Consider the following 17,479-nt stretch of genomic DNA (forward strand, 5'->3'; position numbering starts at 1 on the left):
AATTTTAGTGTAATTTGTGATGTTGGATTTGTGATTTTATATATGTAGAAAGTTACCGAATCAGCCAACCGCCGTCGACAGGTATGGTATTGCCCTGCATGTAAGCTGCCTGGTCGCTGGCTAGAAATAGGGTCAGGGCTGCCACTTCATCAGGACTTGCCCACCGTTTAGCGGGTGTTTGAGCCATCACTTGGTCGGCCATGGGACTATCACCCACAAAATCAGCTTGGTTCATTGGCGTCATGATGGCACCAGGCGCAATGGCGTTCGCTACTAACCCTTGCCCCGCATAGTCGTAGGCCATCTGTTTAGTAAAGCCGACGATAGCATGCTTAGCTGTTGTATAAGCAATCCCGCCACCACCAGCCGTTAAGCCCGCGATCGAAGCCATATTGATCAAGCGAGAAGTAGGATTGGATAATAAGTATGGTAGAGCCGCCTTGGTCATATTAAAAACAGACTGGAGATTATGCGTTAGGATATCCGCCCATAAATCAGGATTCGTATCCCCTAAAGCCACATACCCGTCCAACTTGCCCGCCGTATTACATAGGACATCAATTCCAGATAGGTCCTTAGTAATGTGTTGGAAAAAGGACGAAACCGCCGAAACATCACTACAGTCCAATTCTTGGAAATAGTAGGTTTCTGGGTAGATAGCTTGCCATTTCGCCAATTGATCAGCATTAGTTTGAATATCCACGGTGTAAACCCGGTGGCCATGACTTAAGAAAGCCTCAACTTGGCTAGCCCCAATACCTGACATAGCGCCAGTAATTACGACATTCAACTGATTGGGTAACTTTGGAAAATCTGTATATGTGTTTGTCATAGTGATCACTCTTTTATTTGGCAACAGTTTCAGGGTCAACAATAGACCAGTCTTCAGCAAGGATATCGCATACAGTTGGTTGGAACATTGAGAAGCCCTCGCCTGCAACTGAAATCAGGAAGTAGGGCGTAATTGCTTGACCTTCAAATTCTTTCGGGTCAACTAGTTTTACGTACTCTTCTGCGCCACCCCAACCATCACGGATGATGAAGGCACCTTCGCGTAATTTAGGTAAGATTTGTTCAAATGTCATCTTTTTGTCACCTCCTCGAATTTCATCAACAGCCATTATAGCAAATTTAAGGACAGCATGTGTTTAATAAATTGTGTTAGATATTTTTTCTAAGATATGTATTTAATAAAATATCACCCTTCGGCTTACACATATCTATCATTGCCTTCCATGCGGAAGGACAGGCATTAGCCTTGGTCTAATGCCTTGTCTGACCATTCATTCTGTATGGACTAAAGCCCACAGACTGATATATGTCAGCTTATATTTTTCACCGCGAAGGCATGCTAGGTAGTTCTAGCCTCATTAAATATTGAACAACATGATAGCTATATAAGGATATCAGACCTTCAAATACTGTAATTGTTATAAGAGTTGGTAGCAAAATGAATAATATGCTAAAACTGGTTAACAAGATTTTCGCTTTAAAATAAATCCCTAATAAACGATGGAAGTGGTGGCCAAAAGTGTTCAAGGATTCATTCAAAAACGTTGAGAAAGCTAGGTCAAAATTAGACAGTAGTAATTTCCAAAATAATTTAGCCCAAAGACATTTTCCTTTGTCAATAACCTATCTTTTTTAATGAATATGATTGTTTTTTCATATTGGTGCTGTATAATAAGGGTGAGGAATATGAATAGATATTCATATATACTTATATATTGTAAGTAAGCTATTAAAAAGGAGTGGACATGATGACTGAAAAAGAGACCCATCACCATAAAGATACGAGACATCATTCTAATCAACATACACATGAACACGCAAACACTAACGACCATAATCATAAACACGACCACGGCAACGGTCATGACCACTGTGGACACAACCATAGTGAACATGATACCAAGCTGGCGACCCGCCTGTATATCATTGGTTTCATCGCCTTCATTTTAGGGCTTATCATTGGTAATTGGCTACCATTTATCGGGAATACCTTAATGGTAGCGTCAGTAATTTTATCCGGCTACCACGTGTTAGGTGAGGGCTTTGGTGATACTATTCGAGACACCATGTCCGCTGGTAAATTCAAACCCAATATCCACTTATTGATGGGGCTGGCGGCAGTTGGCGCTTTATTAATAGGCTCTTTCTATGAAGCAGCCCTATTAATTTTAATTTTCGCGGGTGCTCACTTTCTAGAAGATTATGCGGAAGGGCGGTCGCGACGTGAAATTACCAACCTGATGAATTTGAACCCAACTGAAGCCTTACTATTACAGGCTGATGGTTCAACCCAAAACGTGGCAGTTGACCAACTGCAAATCGGTGACCAAGTCCAAGTCTTAAATGGGGGTCAAATCCCTACTGATGGCCGAATTGTCAAAGGGGCTACTGTCATCAACGAAGCCTCTATCAATGGCGAATCAATGCCTAAAGAAAAAACAGTAGGTGACGAGGTATTTGGGGCGACCATTAACGGGGACCACGCTATTGTGGTTGAAGTCACGAAGAATCCGGATGAAACTGTCTTTGCGAAAATCCTGCAAATGGTGGAAGCGTCCCAAGCCAATTTGACACCAGCTGCCACTAAAATTAAGAAAATCGAACCAATCTATGTCACAATCGTCCTGGCCATTTTCCCATTCATAGTCCTTCTAGGTCCTTGGATCTTCGGCTGGGAATGGGCAGAGGCTTGGTACCGTGGACTGATATTCTTAATTTCCGCCTCACCATGTGCCTTGGCCGCTTCAGCAGTGCCCGCAACCCTATCGGCCATTTCAAACTTGGCACGCCATGGCGTCCTATTCAAAGGTGGCGCTTACCTATCGAATCTGATTGATTTAAAAGCCATTGCCTTTGATAAAACAGGCACCTTGACCAAGGGTGAACCCGAAGTGACCGACTACTTTTTTGTTGACGGAATCCAAGACGAAGCAATCTTGCCAGTAGTTGTCGCGACGGAAAGTCAATCCAACCATCCCTTGGCCCGTGCCATTTTACAAGAATTTAAAGCCCACACAAAACCCTTAACCGACCCGATTGAAGTGACGAATGACCTTGGAAAAGGGCTGAGTGGGACCTACGCTGGCCACACTTATCAAATCGGTAAGCCATCAATATTCACAGTCGTTCCAGACAAAATCAAGGGACACACAGACGAATTGTCGGCGGACGGGAAAACGGTGGTTTATATCGCAAAAGACGATGCAGTTATCGGCTACATAGCTATGATGGATACGCCAAACCAAGCGGCTAAAGCCGCCATCGACTACCTCCACCAAGCGGACGTTCATACTGTCATGATCACGGGGGACAACCAAGTAACTGGTCAGGCAGTCGCTAATCAAGTGGGGATTGACCAAGTTGTGGCCAATGTTTTGCCTGAAGAGAAGGCCCAAATTGTTAAAGACTTACAAGCTGAATACGGACAAGTTGGGATGACAGGGGACGGGGTCAATGACGCGCCAGCTCTAGTGCAAGCAGATATTGGTTTCGCTATGGGTGACGGAACTGATGTGGCAATTGACGTTGCTGATGTTGTCGTGATGGCTAATGACCTGGACAAATTGACTTATGCCCACCAAGTATCCAAAGATTTAAACCGAATTACTTGGCAGAATATGGCCTTTTCAATGTTTGTGGTGCTCGTTTTAGTCATCCTGAATTTCATGGGCATTGCAGATATTGCCCTTGGCGTCCTTTTCCATGAAGGCTCAACAATTTTAGTTATCATGAATGGCTTACGCTTGTTGCGTGGGAAAAGGAATAACATTTAAAGCTATGTCAGAAAAATTTTTAAATTGCAATACAAGACACATGAACAAGGGCGAGTACCCAACGTTAGATGTGAATTTGAATAAATATGATGCACAAAAAGGGGTGTGATGATTGGTCACGCCCCTTTTTGCTTGCTAGTTATTCTTTTTCCAAGTCTGGTTCCATGTAATTGATGGTATTGTCTCCGCCTAGGAGGTCGAAGTCGAATTGTTCGCCGAGGCCTTGGACCTTGGCTCTGTGGTAGACGTGCCCTGCAACAGCTACATCTAATGCTCCAATACCGATTGGTATGACAATAGTGGTTGTTTTGTCATTGTGTTGAGGGGAGATTTCGCTTGTTGCCAGTTGACCAAAGTCAGCTGTGATATTAGCTTCTGAGATATGGCCAGCATCATTTAGGCTCTTTAAAGCACCTCGATGAAGGGCTTGAGCTCTGTGGTCTACATAAATATGATCGGCGTTAATGATGATATCGTCTGTGATTTCGCCACGTGACCCCATTGGCATGATGATGGTACCCGGTTTGATCATGTCACCTGTGATAAAGGGTGCGGTAGCTCCTGTGACCGTAATCAGCACGTTATTATCTGTGGCGTCTTCAGGTTTATCCGCTATGATAACTTCACCATCGATAAGGTGGGCGATGTCTTCTTTAAAAGCTTCTGATGTTGAACGGCGGTGGTTCCATACGACTAGACGGTTGATTTTGTAACGTTTAGTGATGGCAATCACCTGGGTTCTGGCCTGGGTACCAGCACCAAACATACCCAGTGAGATGGATTCACCTAGGTTAAAGTATGATAGGGCGACAGCGGTTTGAGCACCTGTTCTAAGGTTTGTAATATAAGCCCCGTCCATAGCGGATAAGAACCGCCCCACATGTGGGTCTAACAAGAGGATCATCCCTGTCATGTAGGGGAATCCGGCTGCTCGGCGACCGCCATAAAAGCCACCAATCCACTTCATTCCAGCCATGTTTAACCAGTCGACATAGGCTGGCATGGCATTCATAAAGCCGTCGTAGAAGGGGTAATTACCCGTTTCACCTAAGTCTAAATTCACCTTACTTGGGTTGATAACCTTGCCTTGACCCATTTCATGATAGGTTCTTTCGACAATGTTGACGGTCTCTGCCATATCGACCAACCCTCGGATGTCTTTAACATTCAGTAATAATGTCATCTAATCACTCCCTTATTTCATTGTTTAAGCCCATCTATGTGCATCGGGCGTTTTTTGTATGCATATGAGATAATGATAGCGATTTATTTGCAAAAAGTAAAATTTAATTGCCAGTGGTGAATATTTCAAAAGTAAAAGTAATCTGCCGAACTACTAGAGTATTTAAACCAGTTATCGATGAGAAAACCAATGAAATTTTATGGCTTCGTTTATTCGGCGAAGGTGCCCATAAAATCATCACAGTATCCATGAAGGCACACTTACCATACACAACTTTACGTGACCAAATCTATACCCAACCTACTTTAGCTGAAGGATTGAATGACTTGTTCGCAATGGTTGACAAATAAGCGTGTTTAGTAAAACCGACTAATCTCAATAAAATATGAAACACGATAAAAGGACTTGCGCCGCTCACTTAGCTTGAGGGTGCAAGTCCTTTTTGCATGGAAAAATAGTAAATTACTTGTGCTTGTTGACTTGTTGGTGAAAGTCAGTGACGGCGATGTGGGTTTGTTTCTTGGCCAGGGCAACGGACGTGTTCGGCCCTTGGGTTGAAGCAATCCAGCTACCTAGGAAGTAGACATTGTCTAGGATTTGGTAGTTAGGGTTTAATGGCGTCGCGCTTGGGTAAGCCGCTAAAATATTGTCCCGGTTGTCAGGCAGGATTAAATTACGGCGGATCAAATTACCCAGTAACGGGTCAGTGTCTTTTGCCTGACTTAAACGACTATTGAAGCCAGTGGCGTTGATTAAGACATCTGCCTTGTGGCGGATTCCGTTAGCGTAAAGGTGGAACTGGCCATTTTCCAAGGGTTGGATATCAGATAAGCCAGAAACTAATTTCAGTTTGCCTTGGGCTACTAAGTCTAAAATCATGCTGATGGAAGCAGCTGGGGCTTGTGAATACAGCATGCGGAAGAAGGCACCTAGGTCCTTGTAGAAATAGTCTTTACCGGCAGCATCTAGGGCCCCCATCATTTGGTGGAGAACTGGGTAGAAAGCTCGGAAAAATCCTTGGAAACGACGGTAGTCAGGGTCATCTTGACGGATAGCCTTGGTGACGGTAGCGACTGAACCTGTATTGAAGTTGGCCCATACCCGGCTGTAGTCAATACCGTTGGCCTTTAAGTCGGCCTTGACTTGGTTGATGACGACTTGAATCGGGATAGCCCCTTTGTTGACTGCTCTTTGTGTCTCAATCCATTCATCGTCGATGGACTGGATATAGTCTTCGTTAGCGTCAGGTTGGATCACTGACCGGAAGGGTTCGTGGCGAAAGTAGACCGTCACTTCTTGGTCGGCAAATAAATCGTACTTGTTGCAGTAATTGATCAAGTCGATAGTCGTTAAACCAGAGCCCACAATCCCAATTCGACGCTTGCCTTTAGTTGCCTCCAATTTCTCCCCCAATGGGTAAGGGTCTTGAATGTAGTTGGCTTGGCCGTCCAATTGATATGGGTCTTGATAGGGCGGGTGGCCAATGGCAAAAAAGACCGCGTCGTAAATCTGAGACCAACCATTTTCGGACGTAAAGACTTGATAAGCTAAGCCATCTTCGATTGGTCGCTGGTAAAGGGGTGTCCCGTCTGCGTCTACGACTTGAAAATCGGTGACTTTGGCTTGGATGTGACGGACGTAATCCTTGGCTAAATAGGGTTTGAGGTATGCTTCCACGTATTCACCGTAAATGGTTCGCGGGGCAAAGACATTATCGATATCGATTGCCGGGTAGTTGACCTTGGTCCAGTTGATAAAGTCCTCGTTGTTATCGTCATCAAGGGACAATGACCGCGGGAAGGAGTTGATGACTGTGGCATCGTCGTCCTCCGCATATGGGGCACCTGCACCTAAGCGTGGGCGTGTTTCATAGACGTCCACTTGGTCGGTCGCGGCATTTAAATCAAATTGTTTACTTAACTGGATTAGGGTGCTAGCACCCGCAATCCCAAAACCTACTATGGCAATTCGCATCTGACATCCTCATTTCTAGAAATTGGTTGATTTGTTTATGTGTCTATTTAAATAATTGCATAATCATTAAAGAGAATTGTAACCGAGTAGACGGTTCTAGTGGGGAAATTTGCTCAAGCATTTATCAATCAATGGTTATCGATAAAAGTGATAACAGCAGAAGGCAATATTTGTATGCAGAAAATCAAAATCGGGCAAATGATATTTGTAGGGTAAGGGCCTTGTTTAAACTGATTTGATTAGAAAGGCTGATTTAATCACATTGTTAGGATTTTCAATTTGATGAAAAGTGGTCTTTTGTACAAAGATTGTATTTAAAATTCTTATTTTCTGTCTGTGCCTGTCCTACTTCCATATCAATGATGATAGCGGTTAGCGATTATGGAAAAATTAAATTGATGTGAAAAGCTTGATGATCAAAGGGTTTCCTTAGATTTTGTGATGTGTCGTTATTTTCCCCAAAAAGAGATTTGGAAAGTTTAGGGCTAGGCGATAAGGTTGATGCTAGTGAGTGGAATTTGTTAGATTGAGTGCAAGCAAATTTATTGCAAGTCTAGATAGCAATAAAAGTAAATATTCAAATAAGCCAGTGCGTGGATGAGTAGAGTAATTATGTGGGTAAGGCACAGAAAATCTGTAGTTGATGAGAGCAGATGCTTACCAGTAATGAAAATGACCTTTGAGCATCTAGCCAGTGAAAGCTGGTTAGACGGGTGGAACCGTTAAATTTTCTAGTATAGATTTACTGGATGAGAAATTGCTCGCGAGGGCAGTTTGAACAAGGGTGGCACCGCGAACGTTGACTCTTCGCCCCTTCTTAATAGACAAGACTGTTTATTAGGAAGGGGCTTTTATTTTTCAAAAAAAGGACACACGGTGGTAGTTGGAAAGAATTGGGGGTAAGTGAATGGCTTTAAGTTTAAGTTTATTAGATCAAAACATTATTTACGAAGGTGAAACCGCTCAGTCGACGCTGAAGAAGACGGTTGCGTTTGCCCAGAAGGCAGAAGCGTTGGGCTATGACAGCTTTGTGGTGGCGGAACACCATTTCACTAAAGAGATTGCTAGTGTGGCACCAGAAATTTTGGTGGGTTACATCTTAGCCAAGACGGACAAGATTCGCGTAGGATCTGGTGGGGTCATGTTGCAACATTATGTCCCTTATAAAGTGGCGGAGTCATTCAGTGTACTCCACCAACTAGCGCCAGGTCGGGTGATTTTAGGGTTGGGTAAGGCCCAGGGTGGTAAGGATGAGGCGGTTGAGGTCTTGCAACGAGACTTTATCAAACCAGTCCAATCTTTCGATGACAAATTTATCGAGGTCACCCGTTTCATTCGCAATAATTTCCCGAGTGACCATCCTTATGCAGCTGAAAACTATGACTTACAACCGGCAATTGGTTCGGACTTTACCATCGAGTTGCTTGGGGGTAGTCAAGAAAGTGCCAAATTAGCGACCACTCAGGATACCGGCCTAGTCTATCCTTACTTTGCCAATGCAGATCTTGAAGCGCTTGGCAAAACGAGAGCCGCTTATCAAGGATCAGGGAACTTTAAAATTGCCGTCATTGTTTATATCACGGACGACCCGGACGAAGGTAAAGAATACCTAGCTGAACAAGCTGCCTATACGGTGGTCTTGAATTCTGGCAAAAGGGTCAACTTCAACAAACAAGCAGCCACTGAAGAATATGCTGACCTGCACCAAGCTGAAGACGCCAAAATCGTTGAAAAACAAGTCGGCGCCTTTGTTGGTACAGCTAGTCAGGTAAAAGCGCAACTAGACGATTTTTCAAAGAGATTTAATACCGATCACTTTGTGATTCATACGATCGGCATCCCCTACGCTAAGAAATTCGAGATTATTGAAGCCTTAGCAGGGGAAATTAAAGGAGGATAAGAATGTCAGACAAACAACAAGCAGTAAATATCGTTTTATGGGCCAAGCAAGGTTGTCATTATTGCCAGGAAATCAAAGATTACTTAAAAGAGGAAAACCTTTCATATGAATTGATTGACGTGACAGAAAACGACCAATTTAGAGACATTTTGAATACCAAATACGGGGTTTCTTATGTGCCGGTAGTTGAAATTGGTCAAAAAGATAGCAAGCAATACCAAGGCATTATTGATTTAGGGTTGGAACATGTGGTGAATGGGCTAAAAGCAGCTGGAATAGGAGTGAAGTAATATGACTAAACAAGTACATTTTGGGGCAATTTTACATGGTATCGGTGGCACAACAGATGGTTGGCGTCATCCGCAAGTAGATGAAACAGCCAGCACCAACTTAAACTTTTATAAGACGCGGGCTCAATTAGCAGAGAAAGGACTATTTGATTTCGTCTTTATCGCAGATGGTTTATATATTTCTGAGAAGTCAATTCCTCATTTCTTAAACCGTTTTGAACCGATTACCTTATTGTCTAGCTTAGCGGCTGTGACTGAAAATATTGGTTTAGTGGGGACTTTCTCAACAACTTATACAGATCCTTTCACTATTTCACGTCAATTGTTATCGCTAGACCACTTGTCTAATGGCCGTGCTGGGTGGAACTTGGTGACGACACCACAAGCAGGAGTGGCTGAGAACTTCAACAACCGGACGCTACCGCCTCACGGTGAACGCTATAAAATCGCACAAGAACATTTAGACGTTGTGCGTGGTTTATGGCGGTCTTGGGAACCGGATGCCTTCCCTAGAAACAAGGAAACAGGCCAATACTTTGATCCGGAAAAACTGCACCGTTTAAACTATGAAGGAGAGTATTTCCAAGTGGCTGGTCCCTTAAACATTGGCCGTTCACCTCAAGGGGAACCACTCGTTTTCCAAGCGGGATCATCAGATTCTGGACGGGCCTTTGCGGCAGGGAACGCGGAAGCGATTTTCACCCATGCTAATTCTTTAGAAGAAGTAAAAGCCTTCTATGATGACATTAAAGCACGGGCTAAAGCAGCTGGCCGTAATCCTGAAGAGGTCAAGGTTTATCCTGGCATCAACCCACTTGTTGGGGATACTTTAGAAGATGCTGAAGCAGCTTACACTGAATTTGCCAGCTTGATTCCAATTGAGAATGCAGTGAAATACCTAGCCCGCTACTTCGATGACTACGACTTCTCAGGTTATGACCTAGATGCACCGTTCCCAGATTTAGGCGATATCGGAAAAGACGCCTTCCGTTCGACAACAGACTACATCAAGAAACGCGCTAAGGAAGAAAATCAGACCTTACGTCAAGTAGCCTTGGAACAAGCGGTGACTCGTCCAAACTTTATCGGGACAGCTGAAGACATCGCTGATGAAATCCAACGCTGGGTTGAAGCGGATGCCGTTGACGGCTTTATCATCGCTGGCGATATTCCAGGTGCCTTTGAACGGTTCGTCAATGAAGTCGTGCCAATCCTTCAAGACCGTGGAATTTATCGGACAGAGTACCCAGGTACGACCTTACGTGAACAAATTGGGGTGCCTATCGTCCCTTAATGGCAAAAGGGCAATTCCTTTGAAAATGTGCTCATTGTGATTGCATAAAACCAATACAAGCTGACGGAACTACTGCTGGTAAAGACTAGGGTAGTTTCGTTTTTTGTTGGAATGAAAAAAGGATGCGCGTCTTTTAAAGGCTTACATTCACGGTTTTAATACAAATATTGTATTGAAATTCAATGAATTTCGTGATTATTTGACTAGCTTTTTAATCAACTCTGATAGGTATTTACGATTATTGGACTTTGTGTTTTCGGTTAGAAATCGCTAAATTTCAACTTTTAAGACGCATTTTTATCTAGGAAGAAACAAAAAATGCAGAAAGAAGCTTGTTTTCCCTAGGCAGTAATCTTGTCTAAGGTGTTCGGGTTTGTTAAATTGACTTAAAGCAAAAGACATTTTTTTAATCACGAGATGCGATGAAGAGAAGAGTAATTACTCATGTATTGGACAGAAAGTCTGTGTTGATGAGAGCAGATGGATACAGGTAATGAAAGTGCGCTTGGAGCATCCTACCAGTGAAAGCTGGTTGGACGGTTGGGGCCGTTATGCCTGTCAGTATTTACTGACTGAGATATTGTCTGCGAGGGCAATATGAAAAAGGGTGGAACCATGATTGTTGACCAGTCATCCCTTCTTGATAGGACTAGTGCCTATTGGGAGGGGTTTTTATTTTACCCACAAAAGGACTTAAACAGTCAACACAAGCGAAGATAATATGCATACAATAATGAGGATGAGCGACAAATGACGAACAATAATAGTAATAATATGATTGAAATTGAACACTTACAAAAGGACTTTTCTGGGACCCAGGTCTTAAAGGATATTTCCTTTGAAGTTGTAGCCGGCGAAGTGGTGGCCATTATCGGACCATCAGGGTCAGGGAAATCGACCTTGCTTAGATGCTTAAACTACCTAGAAGAACCGAATGGTGGGGTTATTCGCATTGGGGATGTGGCCGTGGATACTAAGAAGGCGACGAAAAAAACTGTGGCTGAATTGAGAAAACAAACTTCGATGGTCTTCCAGCACTACAACTTATTTAAAAATAAAACAGTGCTTGAAAACGTGACTTATGCCCTTGAGGTGGCGCAAGGATTTTCAAAAGATGCTGCTAGGGAAAAAGGGGTGGCTTTACTTGAAAAAGTAGGTTTAGCAGACAAGGCAGACAAATATCCAGTCACTTTATCAGGAGGACAGCAACAACGTGTGGGTATTGCCCGAGCGGTTGCGGTCAATCCAAAGGTCATTTTATTCGACGAACCGACTTCATCGCTTGATCCAGAGTGGGTGGCTGAAGTACTACAGGTTATTTCTGACATTGCCAGAGACGAGCAAGCAACGATGATTATCGTGACCCATGAAATGAATTTCGCTAAAGAAGTGGCGGATAAAGTGGTCTTCATGTCAGACGGTTACATTGTTGAATCAGGCGAACCTGAAGCCGTCTTAGAAAATCCACAACATGAGCGGACGATTCAATTTTTACAACGTAATGCCGTTAGAATAGGAGGCTAATATGACCTTTGATTTTGCCTATATGTTGGAAATATTGCCAGATTTACTTGGCTATTTGCCCATTACCTTGTATCTGACCTTGGCTTCTATGGCGATTGCCGTTGTCATTGGGGGCATATTCGCGGTGGTTTTGGTTAATAAAGTGCCCGTACTGACCCAGATTATCCAAGTGATCATGTCCTTTTTCCGAGGGACGCCACCCATTGTCCAGTTATTATTGATTTACTTTGGGTTACCACAGATTCTACCGATTGCAACAGGGATGTCGGCTGAAGCGGCGTCAATCCTGACTTTCTCCTTGAATACAGCAGCCTACTTAGCTGAGGTATTCCGGGCTGCCTTGGATTCTGTGGACGAGGGTCAGGTGGAAGCGGCGATGACAGTGGGCTTGACTTACGGGCAAACATTGCGAGGAATCGTCCTACCGCAAGCCGTTCGTAACGCCATTCCAGGGACAGGGAATACCTTCGTTGGCTTACTGAAGAATTCGTCACTAGCCTTCACCATTGGGGTCGTCGAGTTGCTTGCCCAAGGGAAATTATTCGCTTCGAATTCATTGAAGTTCTTTGAAGCCTATTTCGCAGTGGCCTTGATTTACTGGGCCCTCACCATTCTATATTCACTATTACAAAACTGGTATGAGAAACGCCTAGCCGTACCATATACCAGATAAGAGGAGGAAAAGTATTGAAAAAGTTTAAGTTATTGGGTATTGGATTGGCCTCGGCTTTGGTCTTAGCTGCATGCGGGGCATCTGCAGGGGAAGAAGCGACGAGTTTAGACAGCGGGTCTGCAGATAAAACAGTGACAATTGCTGCGTCTCCAGATGGGTATCCGCAACACTATCAAGAAGGGGATGAACTGAAAGGATTCTCTGTAGAGGTTGCTGAAGCAGTAGCAGAGGAAGCGGGCTACGAAATTGAATGGGCCTTGTCTGACTGGTCTGGTGTTGTTGCAGCACTGCAAGCTGGAAAGGCAGATACCGCTGTTAACTTCGCCAATACGCCGGAACGTCGGGAGTCTTATGTGTATACAGATAACTACTTCTATGCCTCTACCGGGATTGCAGTAGCTTCTGATGACACGGAAACCAACACCCTTGAAGACTTATACGGGGAAACGGTCAACGGTGTAGTCGGGTCTAACTATGCGGAAGTGTTGAAAGAATATGATACTGAAGATCAAATCGGACTTGAATTTGTAGAAAGTATGGCAGTTGCGGTTGCCAATATTCAATCAGGCAAGGTGAAAGGTTATGTCAATGGCTACGAAGAATTGACTGCGCAAATTAAAAACCGCGACCTTGATTTACGGATGATTGATGAAACTTTCGGTGAAAAACCAGTTGGCTTCCCATTCAAAGATACGGAAGAAAACCAACAAATCATTGCGGACTTTAATGCAGCCCTTCAAACTCTAAGTGAAGATGGAACTTTGGCAGAGATTTCAAATGAATACTTCGGGGTAGACATTACCCAATCTAGAGAAGCCGAATAGGATTTTTGATTAATCAAGCTATTTTATAAGACATTTAATAGAAAGAAAGGAAGATTTTCATGACTAAAAAACAATTAAAACTAGGTGTATTACTATTCGGCGCTGGCGCTCACATGAACTCTTGGAAGGCTGAAGATGTTGCACCTGATGCATCAATCGACTTCGACCACTATGTAAACTTAACGAAAAAAGCTGAGAAAAATGGGGCGGATTTCGTCTTCATTGCAGATGGTTTATACATCGATGAAAAATCGATTCCTCACTTTGTAAACCGTTTTGAGCCTATCGCTTTATTATCAGCTTTAGCACCAATTACTTCTAAAATTGGTTTAGTTGGAACTTTATCAACCACTTATTCTGAGCCTTATAACGTAGCTCGTCAATTTGCGTCATTAGATATTATTTCTAAGGGTCGTGCTGGTTGGAACGTTGTAACCTCGCCATTACAAGGGTCTGCTGGTAACTATAATAAGGGTAACCACCCAGAGCATGACTTACGTTATGATATGGCCAACGAATACTTAGAAGTCACTAAAGGCTTATGGGATTCATTTGATGATGACGCCTTTGTTCGTGACCGTGAAACAGGTGTCTTCTATGATAAAGACAAAGTCCATGTGTTGAATCATAAAGGCGAATTCTTCAATTCAAAAGGACCTTTAAACATCCAACGTACTCCGCAAGGTCAACCGGTTATTTTCCAAGCGGGTGCAAGTCCTAAAGGGATCGAGTTTGCAGCTAAGCATGGTGAAGTGATTTTTAATGCAGCTGGCACCTTGGAAAAAGCACAAGAGTACTACAAAGCTGTTAAAGACGCTGTAAGAGCCAATGGCCGTGACCCAGAAAAAGTGGTTATTTTGCCATCATTATCACCAATTACTGGTGCGACTGAAGAAGAAGTTGCTGCTAACTATGAGAAATTACAACAATTAATCAGCTTGGATGAAGCGCTAGATTACTTAGCACGCTTCTTCGACCACCACGACTTCAAACAATACGATCCGGATGCACCATTCCCAGACTTAGGAGAAGTAGGATCTGACGGATTCCGTTCAACAAGTGACGCGATCAAAGCGCAAGCCAAAGAAGAGAACTTAACCTTACGTGAAGTAGCCCTACAAACGGCTACACCAAAAGGGAACTTCTACGGTACATATGATGAATTAGCGGACAAATTAATCTACTGGTTGGAAAATGACGCAGCAGATGGATTCATGTTAAATGAGCAAGTATTTGGGGATGCTTACGACGAATTCTTCGACAATGTATTGTCTAAGATTGCAGAACGTGGCTACTATTCATACGAATATGAAGGGGACACATTACGTGACCACTTGGGCTTAGACTTCAAAGAAAGTCGCTATGCTAAATAGAAGGTAAATAATAAAGGAAATGATTGTGGTGATTGACCGCAAGAGCTTCCTTTTTCGTTTGACAGTTAGAGCTAGATAAAAGTGTTTGAATAGTTGATAAAACATTAATTTGGACGTTTTATAGTGGGTTCCATATTTGCGTATAATATTTTGATTAAAAGAAAGAGGTCAGAATCGTTGTCGAATGATTCTGGCCTCATTTTTTGAGTAAGTAATGAATAGTTTGTGCCCGAACTTGTAATTGGCTCTCTCACCTTTAATCGGCTCCAAATATCAGACTCGTGCCATTTCAGAAATAAGTTTATGAGCGAGTTTGCACTTTAGCGCTTACTCGCTTAAATGCGTTAGAAGTTATGAGTCTAAGCGACATTTGTCGCACCATTTTTTATACTTCTAGCCAGTATACTGTGGTTGGTCGACCAATTGACCCGTATTTGGTTTCTTCTTTTAATACTTTGTGGTCGACCAAGAATTGGATGTATTTTCTGATGGTGACATGGGAAAGGGTGGTTTTACTGACCAATTCCTCAATGTCAAAGGGCTCGTCGGCTGCTCTAATAACAGTCATCAAATGCTGTAAGGTTTTTCTAGATATTCCTTTTTGCAGGGGTTCGTTATCTAGGTCTAGTCCTTGAACGCCTTGTCCGTATAGTGAGTCTAGGCTGGCTTGGTCTAGATGGTCTTTATTATGCAGGACTTGGTGCTTTTGTTTAAAGTGGTGCAGGCTTTGGTGCAACCGCTCAGCATTAAATGGTTTGAGTAGATAGTCAACTGCTCCGTAAGCCGAGGCTGTTTCGACAGTAGCCGCTTGGTTGGCTGCCGAAATAATAATGAATTCGACGGGAATTGACTGATCCCGAATCCACTTAACGAGGTCGAGACCTGACTCATTTTTCAAATTAATGTCTATTAAAACGAGGTCAAAGGGCTGGGTTAGTAAAAATTCTTTAGCCCGGTCCAAGTTTTGGGCGGTGGCGGTGACTTTGAAGTCGTCTATGGCTTCAACGAAACGCTGATTAATCATGACAACCATTGGATCGTCTTCGACAAGTAGTGTCTTATAATTCATGGGCATCTCCTTGTGGGTAATCAATGCGGAATGAAAAGTTCAGTTGTTGGTCGTGCATGGATAATTCGGTCGTGACCTGTTCAGTCCCCCATGGATAGTCAGAAAGCCATGTATATAGATGGTCGACGTCTCCTTGTAGGCGGTAGTTGGTGATGAGTTGGCAACGGTCGGTATCAAAATCAAGTGATAGCCATAAGCGTGAATGCTGACCTAATTGACGTAGTTCCTTATCAATGACAGCGACTGTTTCCATCCATAATTGGTTGGTAGTCGCTTCATAAGTGTTTGGAATTTCATTGTGAATTTCAAGTCGTAAGTCCTTCAAACTTTGTTTTAAAATCCGGTGTTCCCCAATTAAATGGCCAGCAATGGTTGGGTTTTTAACCAACATGGACAGCCGAATCGTCAAATCTTCCTCGTCCTTAATCAATGAAGCCAGGTATTGGTCTAGTGCTTCATACTCTTCTAAATCTGTTAAACCGTAAATCACATGCAGGCGGTTCAAAAATTCATGGGCTTGAACTTGCAGCAACTGGGCATATTCAGCAGTTGAATGCAGTTGGTCCAGCAGGGCATAAATTTCGCTAGTGTCCCTTATGATATAAATTTGACCCACCAAGTTTTCTTGTACCAGAATGTCCGCTTGCGAAATCAGGTATTCCTTATCTTGATAGTGGAAGACCGCACTGTGGTCGCCGTTCATCTCAGGTAGACTGATCACCTTATCCAATTGCGTCTTATTTTCTTTGTCTGGAATTGGAAAATGGTGTAGCGCCTCTTTGTTGGCTAGGGTAATTTCACCGTATTGGTTGGTGACAATAATGGCGTCATGGCTGTAGGCAATCATGGCCGATCTTTCCTCGAAGGCTTTAGCGATTTCCTTTGGTTCCATATTGAAGAGCTCTTTTTTAATAGTATAAGAAACGAAAATCGCGACCGTTACACCGATAGCTATACTAACAATGAGGGCGCTAGTTGTTTGCTGGTCATATTTTTCAGAGAAGACATCAATAGCATGGTTGGTTTTACCAACGACAACGGCCCCGATGACTTGGTCGTCTTGAATAACTGGCGCAAAAGACCGCAAGGAATTACCGAGGGTACCAATCCCTGTTGACACATAAGATTGACCGGTGAAGACATTTTCCTCGTCTCCGCCCGCAAATGGCTGATTAATCAGGTCCGGGTCTGGATGGCTCAAGCGTATAGAATCGGTATTAATGACCACCACATAGTCTAGGTGATATTGGTCTTCGTAGGCATGAGTAAAGTCAGTGAGTGTTTGCGATGTTTGGTTATTTTCTAGGGCAGTGATGATTTCAGGTTCATTTGCCAGGTCTTCACCCATGTTTAAGAGATAGCTAGACTCTGTTTCAATGATGGCATCTTTATTTAAGTGACGTGTCATTAAATAAAGGCAGCCTACTGTGATCGCTACCGTTGAAATAATCATTAACATGAGTTTGGTGAGGAGTCGTAAATTATGCCATTTAATCAACTTGGCTGTCCTCCCTTATTTTTCTTGTATTTTTATCCGCATTTTCAACGCATTTCCTATCAAATTTCAGTATAGCCCTTTAATTTATAAAG

At 43.2% G+C, this 17,479-nt stretch carries 15 protein-coding genes and 1 other annotated feature; of the genes, 9 read left to right on the forward strand and 6 right to left on the reverse strand.

The genetic code is table 11. The annotated features are described in order from the left end of the window. Positions 1-52: 52 nt before the first annotated feature. Both AWM74_RS06360 and AWM74_RS06365 read right to left on the reverse strand, forming a co-directional pair. Complete coding sequence (locus AWM74_RS06360) at positions 53-832, reverse strand: 3-oxoacyl-ACP reductase (RefSeq protein ID WP_026465713.1); 780 nt, start codon at positions 830-832, stop codon at positions 53-55. 13 nt (positions 833-845) lie between these two features. After that, a complete protein-coding gene (locus AWM74_RS06365; RefSeq protein ID WP_016896625.1) occupies positions 846-1,085 on the reverse strand; it encodes a DUF2829 domain-containing protein in 240 nt (79 codons plus the stop codon). Between the two features lie 675 nt (positions 1,086-1,760). Between AWM74_RS06365 and AWM74_RS06370 the strand changes: the two genes are divergently transcribed. Next, positions 1,761-3,785, forward strand: coding sequence for a heavy metal translocating P-type ATPase (locus AWM74_RS06370; protein WP_034258082.1), 2,025 nt, complete (start codon positions 1,761-1,763; stop codon positions 3,783-3,785). Between the two features lie 139 nt (positions 3,786-3,924). Here the strand turns inward: AWM74_RS06370 and AWM74_RS06375 are convergent, their stop codons facing one another. Further along, entirely contained in the window at positions 3,925-4,968 is a 1,044-nt protein-coding gene (locus AWM74_RS06375) for an ornithine cyclodeaminase family protein (protein WP_026465712.1), read from the reverse strand. A gap of 107 nt (positions 4,969-5,075) precedes the next feature. On the opposite strand from AWM74_RS06375, the gene AWM74_RS06380 reads away from it, so the two are divergent. After that, positions 5,076-5,318: a pyridine nucleotide-disulfide oxidoreductase gene (locus AWM74_RS06380; protein ID WP_051218192.1), complete on the forward strand. Its 243-nt coding sequence runs from the start codon at positions 5,076-5,078 to the stop codon at positions 5,316-5,318. A gap of 112 nt (positions 5,319-5,430) precedes the next feature. Here AWM74_RS06380 and AWM74_RS06385 read toward each other — a convergent pair whose 3' ends face one another. Then, positions 5,431-6,942: an FAD/NAD(P)-binding protein gene (locus tag AWM74_RS06385; protein WP_026465711.1), complete on the reverse strand. Its 1,512-nt coding sequence runs from the start codon at positions 6,940-6,942 to the stop codon at positions 5,431-5,433. Between the two features lie 585 nt (positions 6,943-7,527). Then, positions 7,528-7,760: a binding site (T-box leader), on the forward strand. Positions 7,761-7,849: 89 nt separating this feature from the next. On the opposite strand from AWM74_RS06385, the gene AWM74_RS06390 reads away from it, so the two are divergent. The 7 genes from AWM74_RS06390 (at position 7,850) to AWM74_RS06420 (ending at position 14,820) form a co-directional block, all read left to right on the forward strand. After that, positions 7,850-8,842 carry an MsnO8 family LLM class oxidoreductase gene (locus tag AWM74_RS06390; RefSeq protein ID WP_026465710.1) on the forward strand — a complete coding sequence of 331 codons (993 nt, stop codon included), beginning with the start codon at positions 7,850-7,852 and terminating at the stop codon, positions 8,840-8,842. Positions 8,843-8,844: 2 nt separating this feature from the next. Next, positions 8,845-9,132, forward strand: a complete 288-nt coding sequence (locus AWM74_RS06395; protein WP_026465709.1) for a glutaredoxin family protein — start codon at positions 8,845-8,847, stop codon at positions 9,130-9,132. A gap of 1 nt (position 9,133) precedes the next feature. Then, entirely contained in the window at positions 9,134-10,426 is a 1,293-nt protein-coding gene (locus AWM74_RS06400) for an LLM class flavin-dependent oxidoreductase (protein WP_003141837.1), read from the forward strand. Positions 10,427-11,176: 750 nt separating this feature from the next. Further along, a complete protein-coding gene (locus tag AWM74_RS06405; RefSeq protein WP_106620570.1) occupies positions 11,177-11,950 on the forward strand; it encodes an amino acid ABC transporter ATP-binding protein in 774 nt (257 codons plus the stop codon). Between the two features lies 1 nt (position 11,951). Next, the gene (locus AWM74_RS06410) at positions 11,952-12,623 is read left to right on the forward strand and encodes an amino acid ABC transporter permease (protein WP_026465707.1); all 672 of its coding nucleotides are present in this window, start codon (positions 11,952-11,954) and stop codon (positions 12,621-12,623) included. A gap of 14 nt (positions 12,624-12,637) precedes the next feature. Continuing rightward, positions 12,638-13,447: a transporter substrate-binding domain-containing protein gene (locus AWM74_RS06415; protein WP_034258079.1), complete on the forward strand. Its 810-nt coding sequence runs from the start codon at positions 12,638-12,640 to the stop codon at positions 13,445-13,447. A 59-nt stretch (positions 13,448-13,506) separates the two neighbouring features. Then, positions 13,507-14,820, forward strand: coding sequence for an LLM class flavin-dependent oxidoreductase (locus AWM74_RS06420; protein WP_026465705.1), 1,314 nt, complete (start codon positions 13,507-13,509; stop codon positions 14,818-14,820). A 385-nt stretch (positions 14,821-15,205) separates the two neighbouring features. Here the strand turns inward: AWM74_RS06420 and AWM74_RS06425 are convergent, their stop codons facing one another. Beyond that, positions 15,206-15,889 (reverse strand): response regulator, encoded by a 684-nt coding sequence (locus tag AWM74_RS06425; protein WP_034258077.1) that lies wholly within the window; start codon positions 15,887-15,889, stop codon positions 15,206-15,208. Continuing rightward, entirely contained in the window at positions 15,879-17,387 is a 1,509-nt protein-coding gene (locus AWM74_RS06430) for a Spo0B domain-containing protein (protein WP_026465704.1), read from the reverse strand. The genes AWM74_RS06425 and AWM74_RS06430 overlap by 11 nt, the downstream gene beginning before the upstream one ends. Positions 17,388-17,479 lie beyond the last annotated feature (92 nt).

The organism is Aerococcus urinaeequi, assembly GCF_001543205.1.
Classification (GTDB): domain Bacteria; phylum Bacillota; class Bacilli; order Lactobacillales; family Aerococcaceae; genus Aerococcus; species Aerococcus urinaeequi.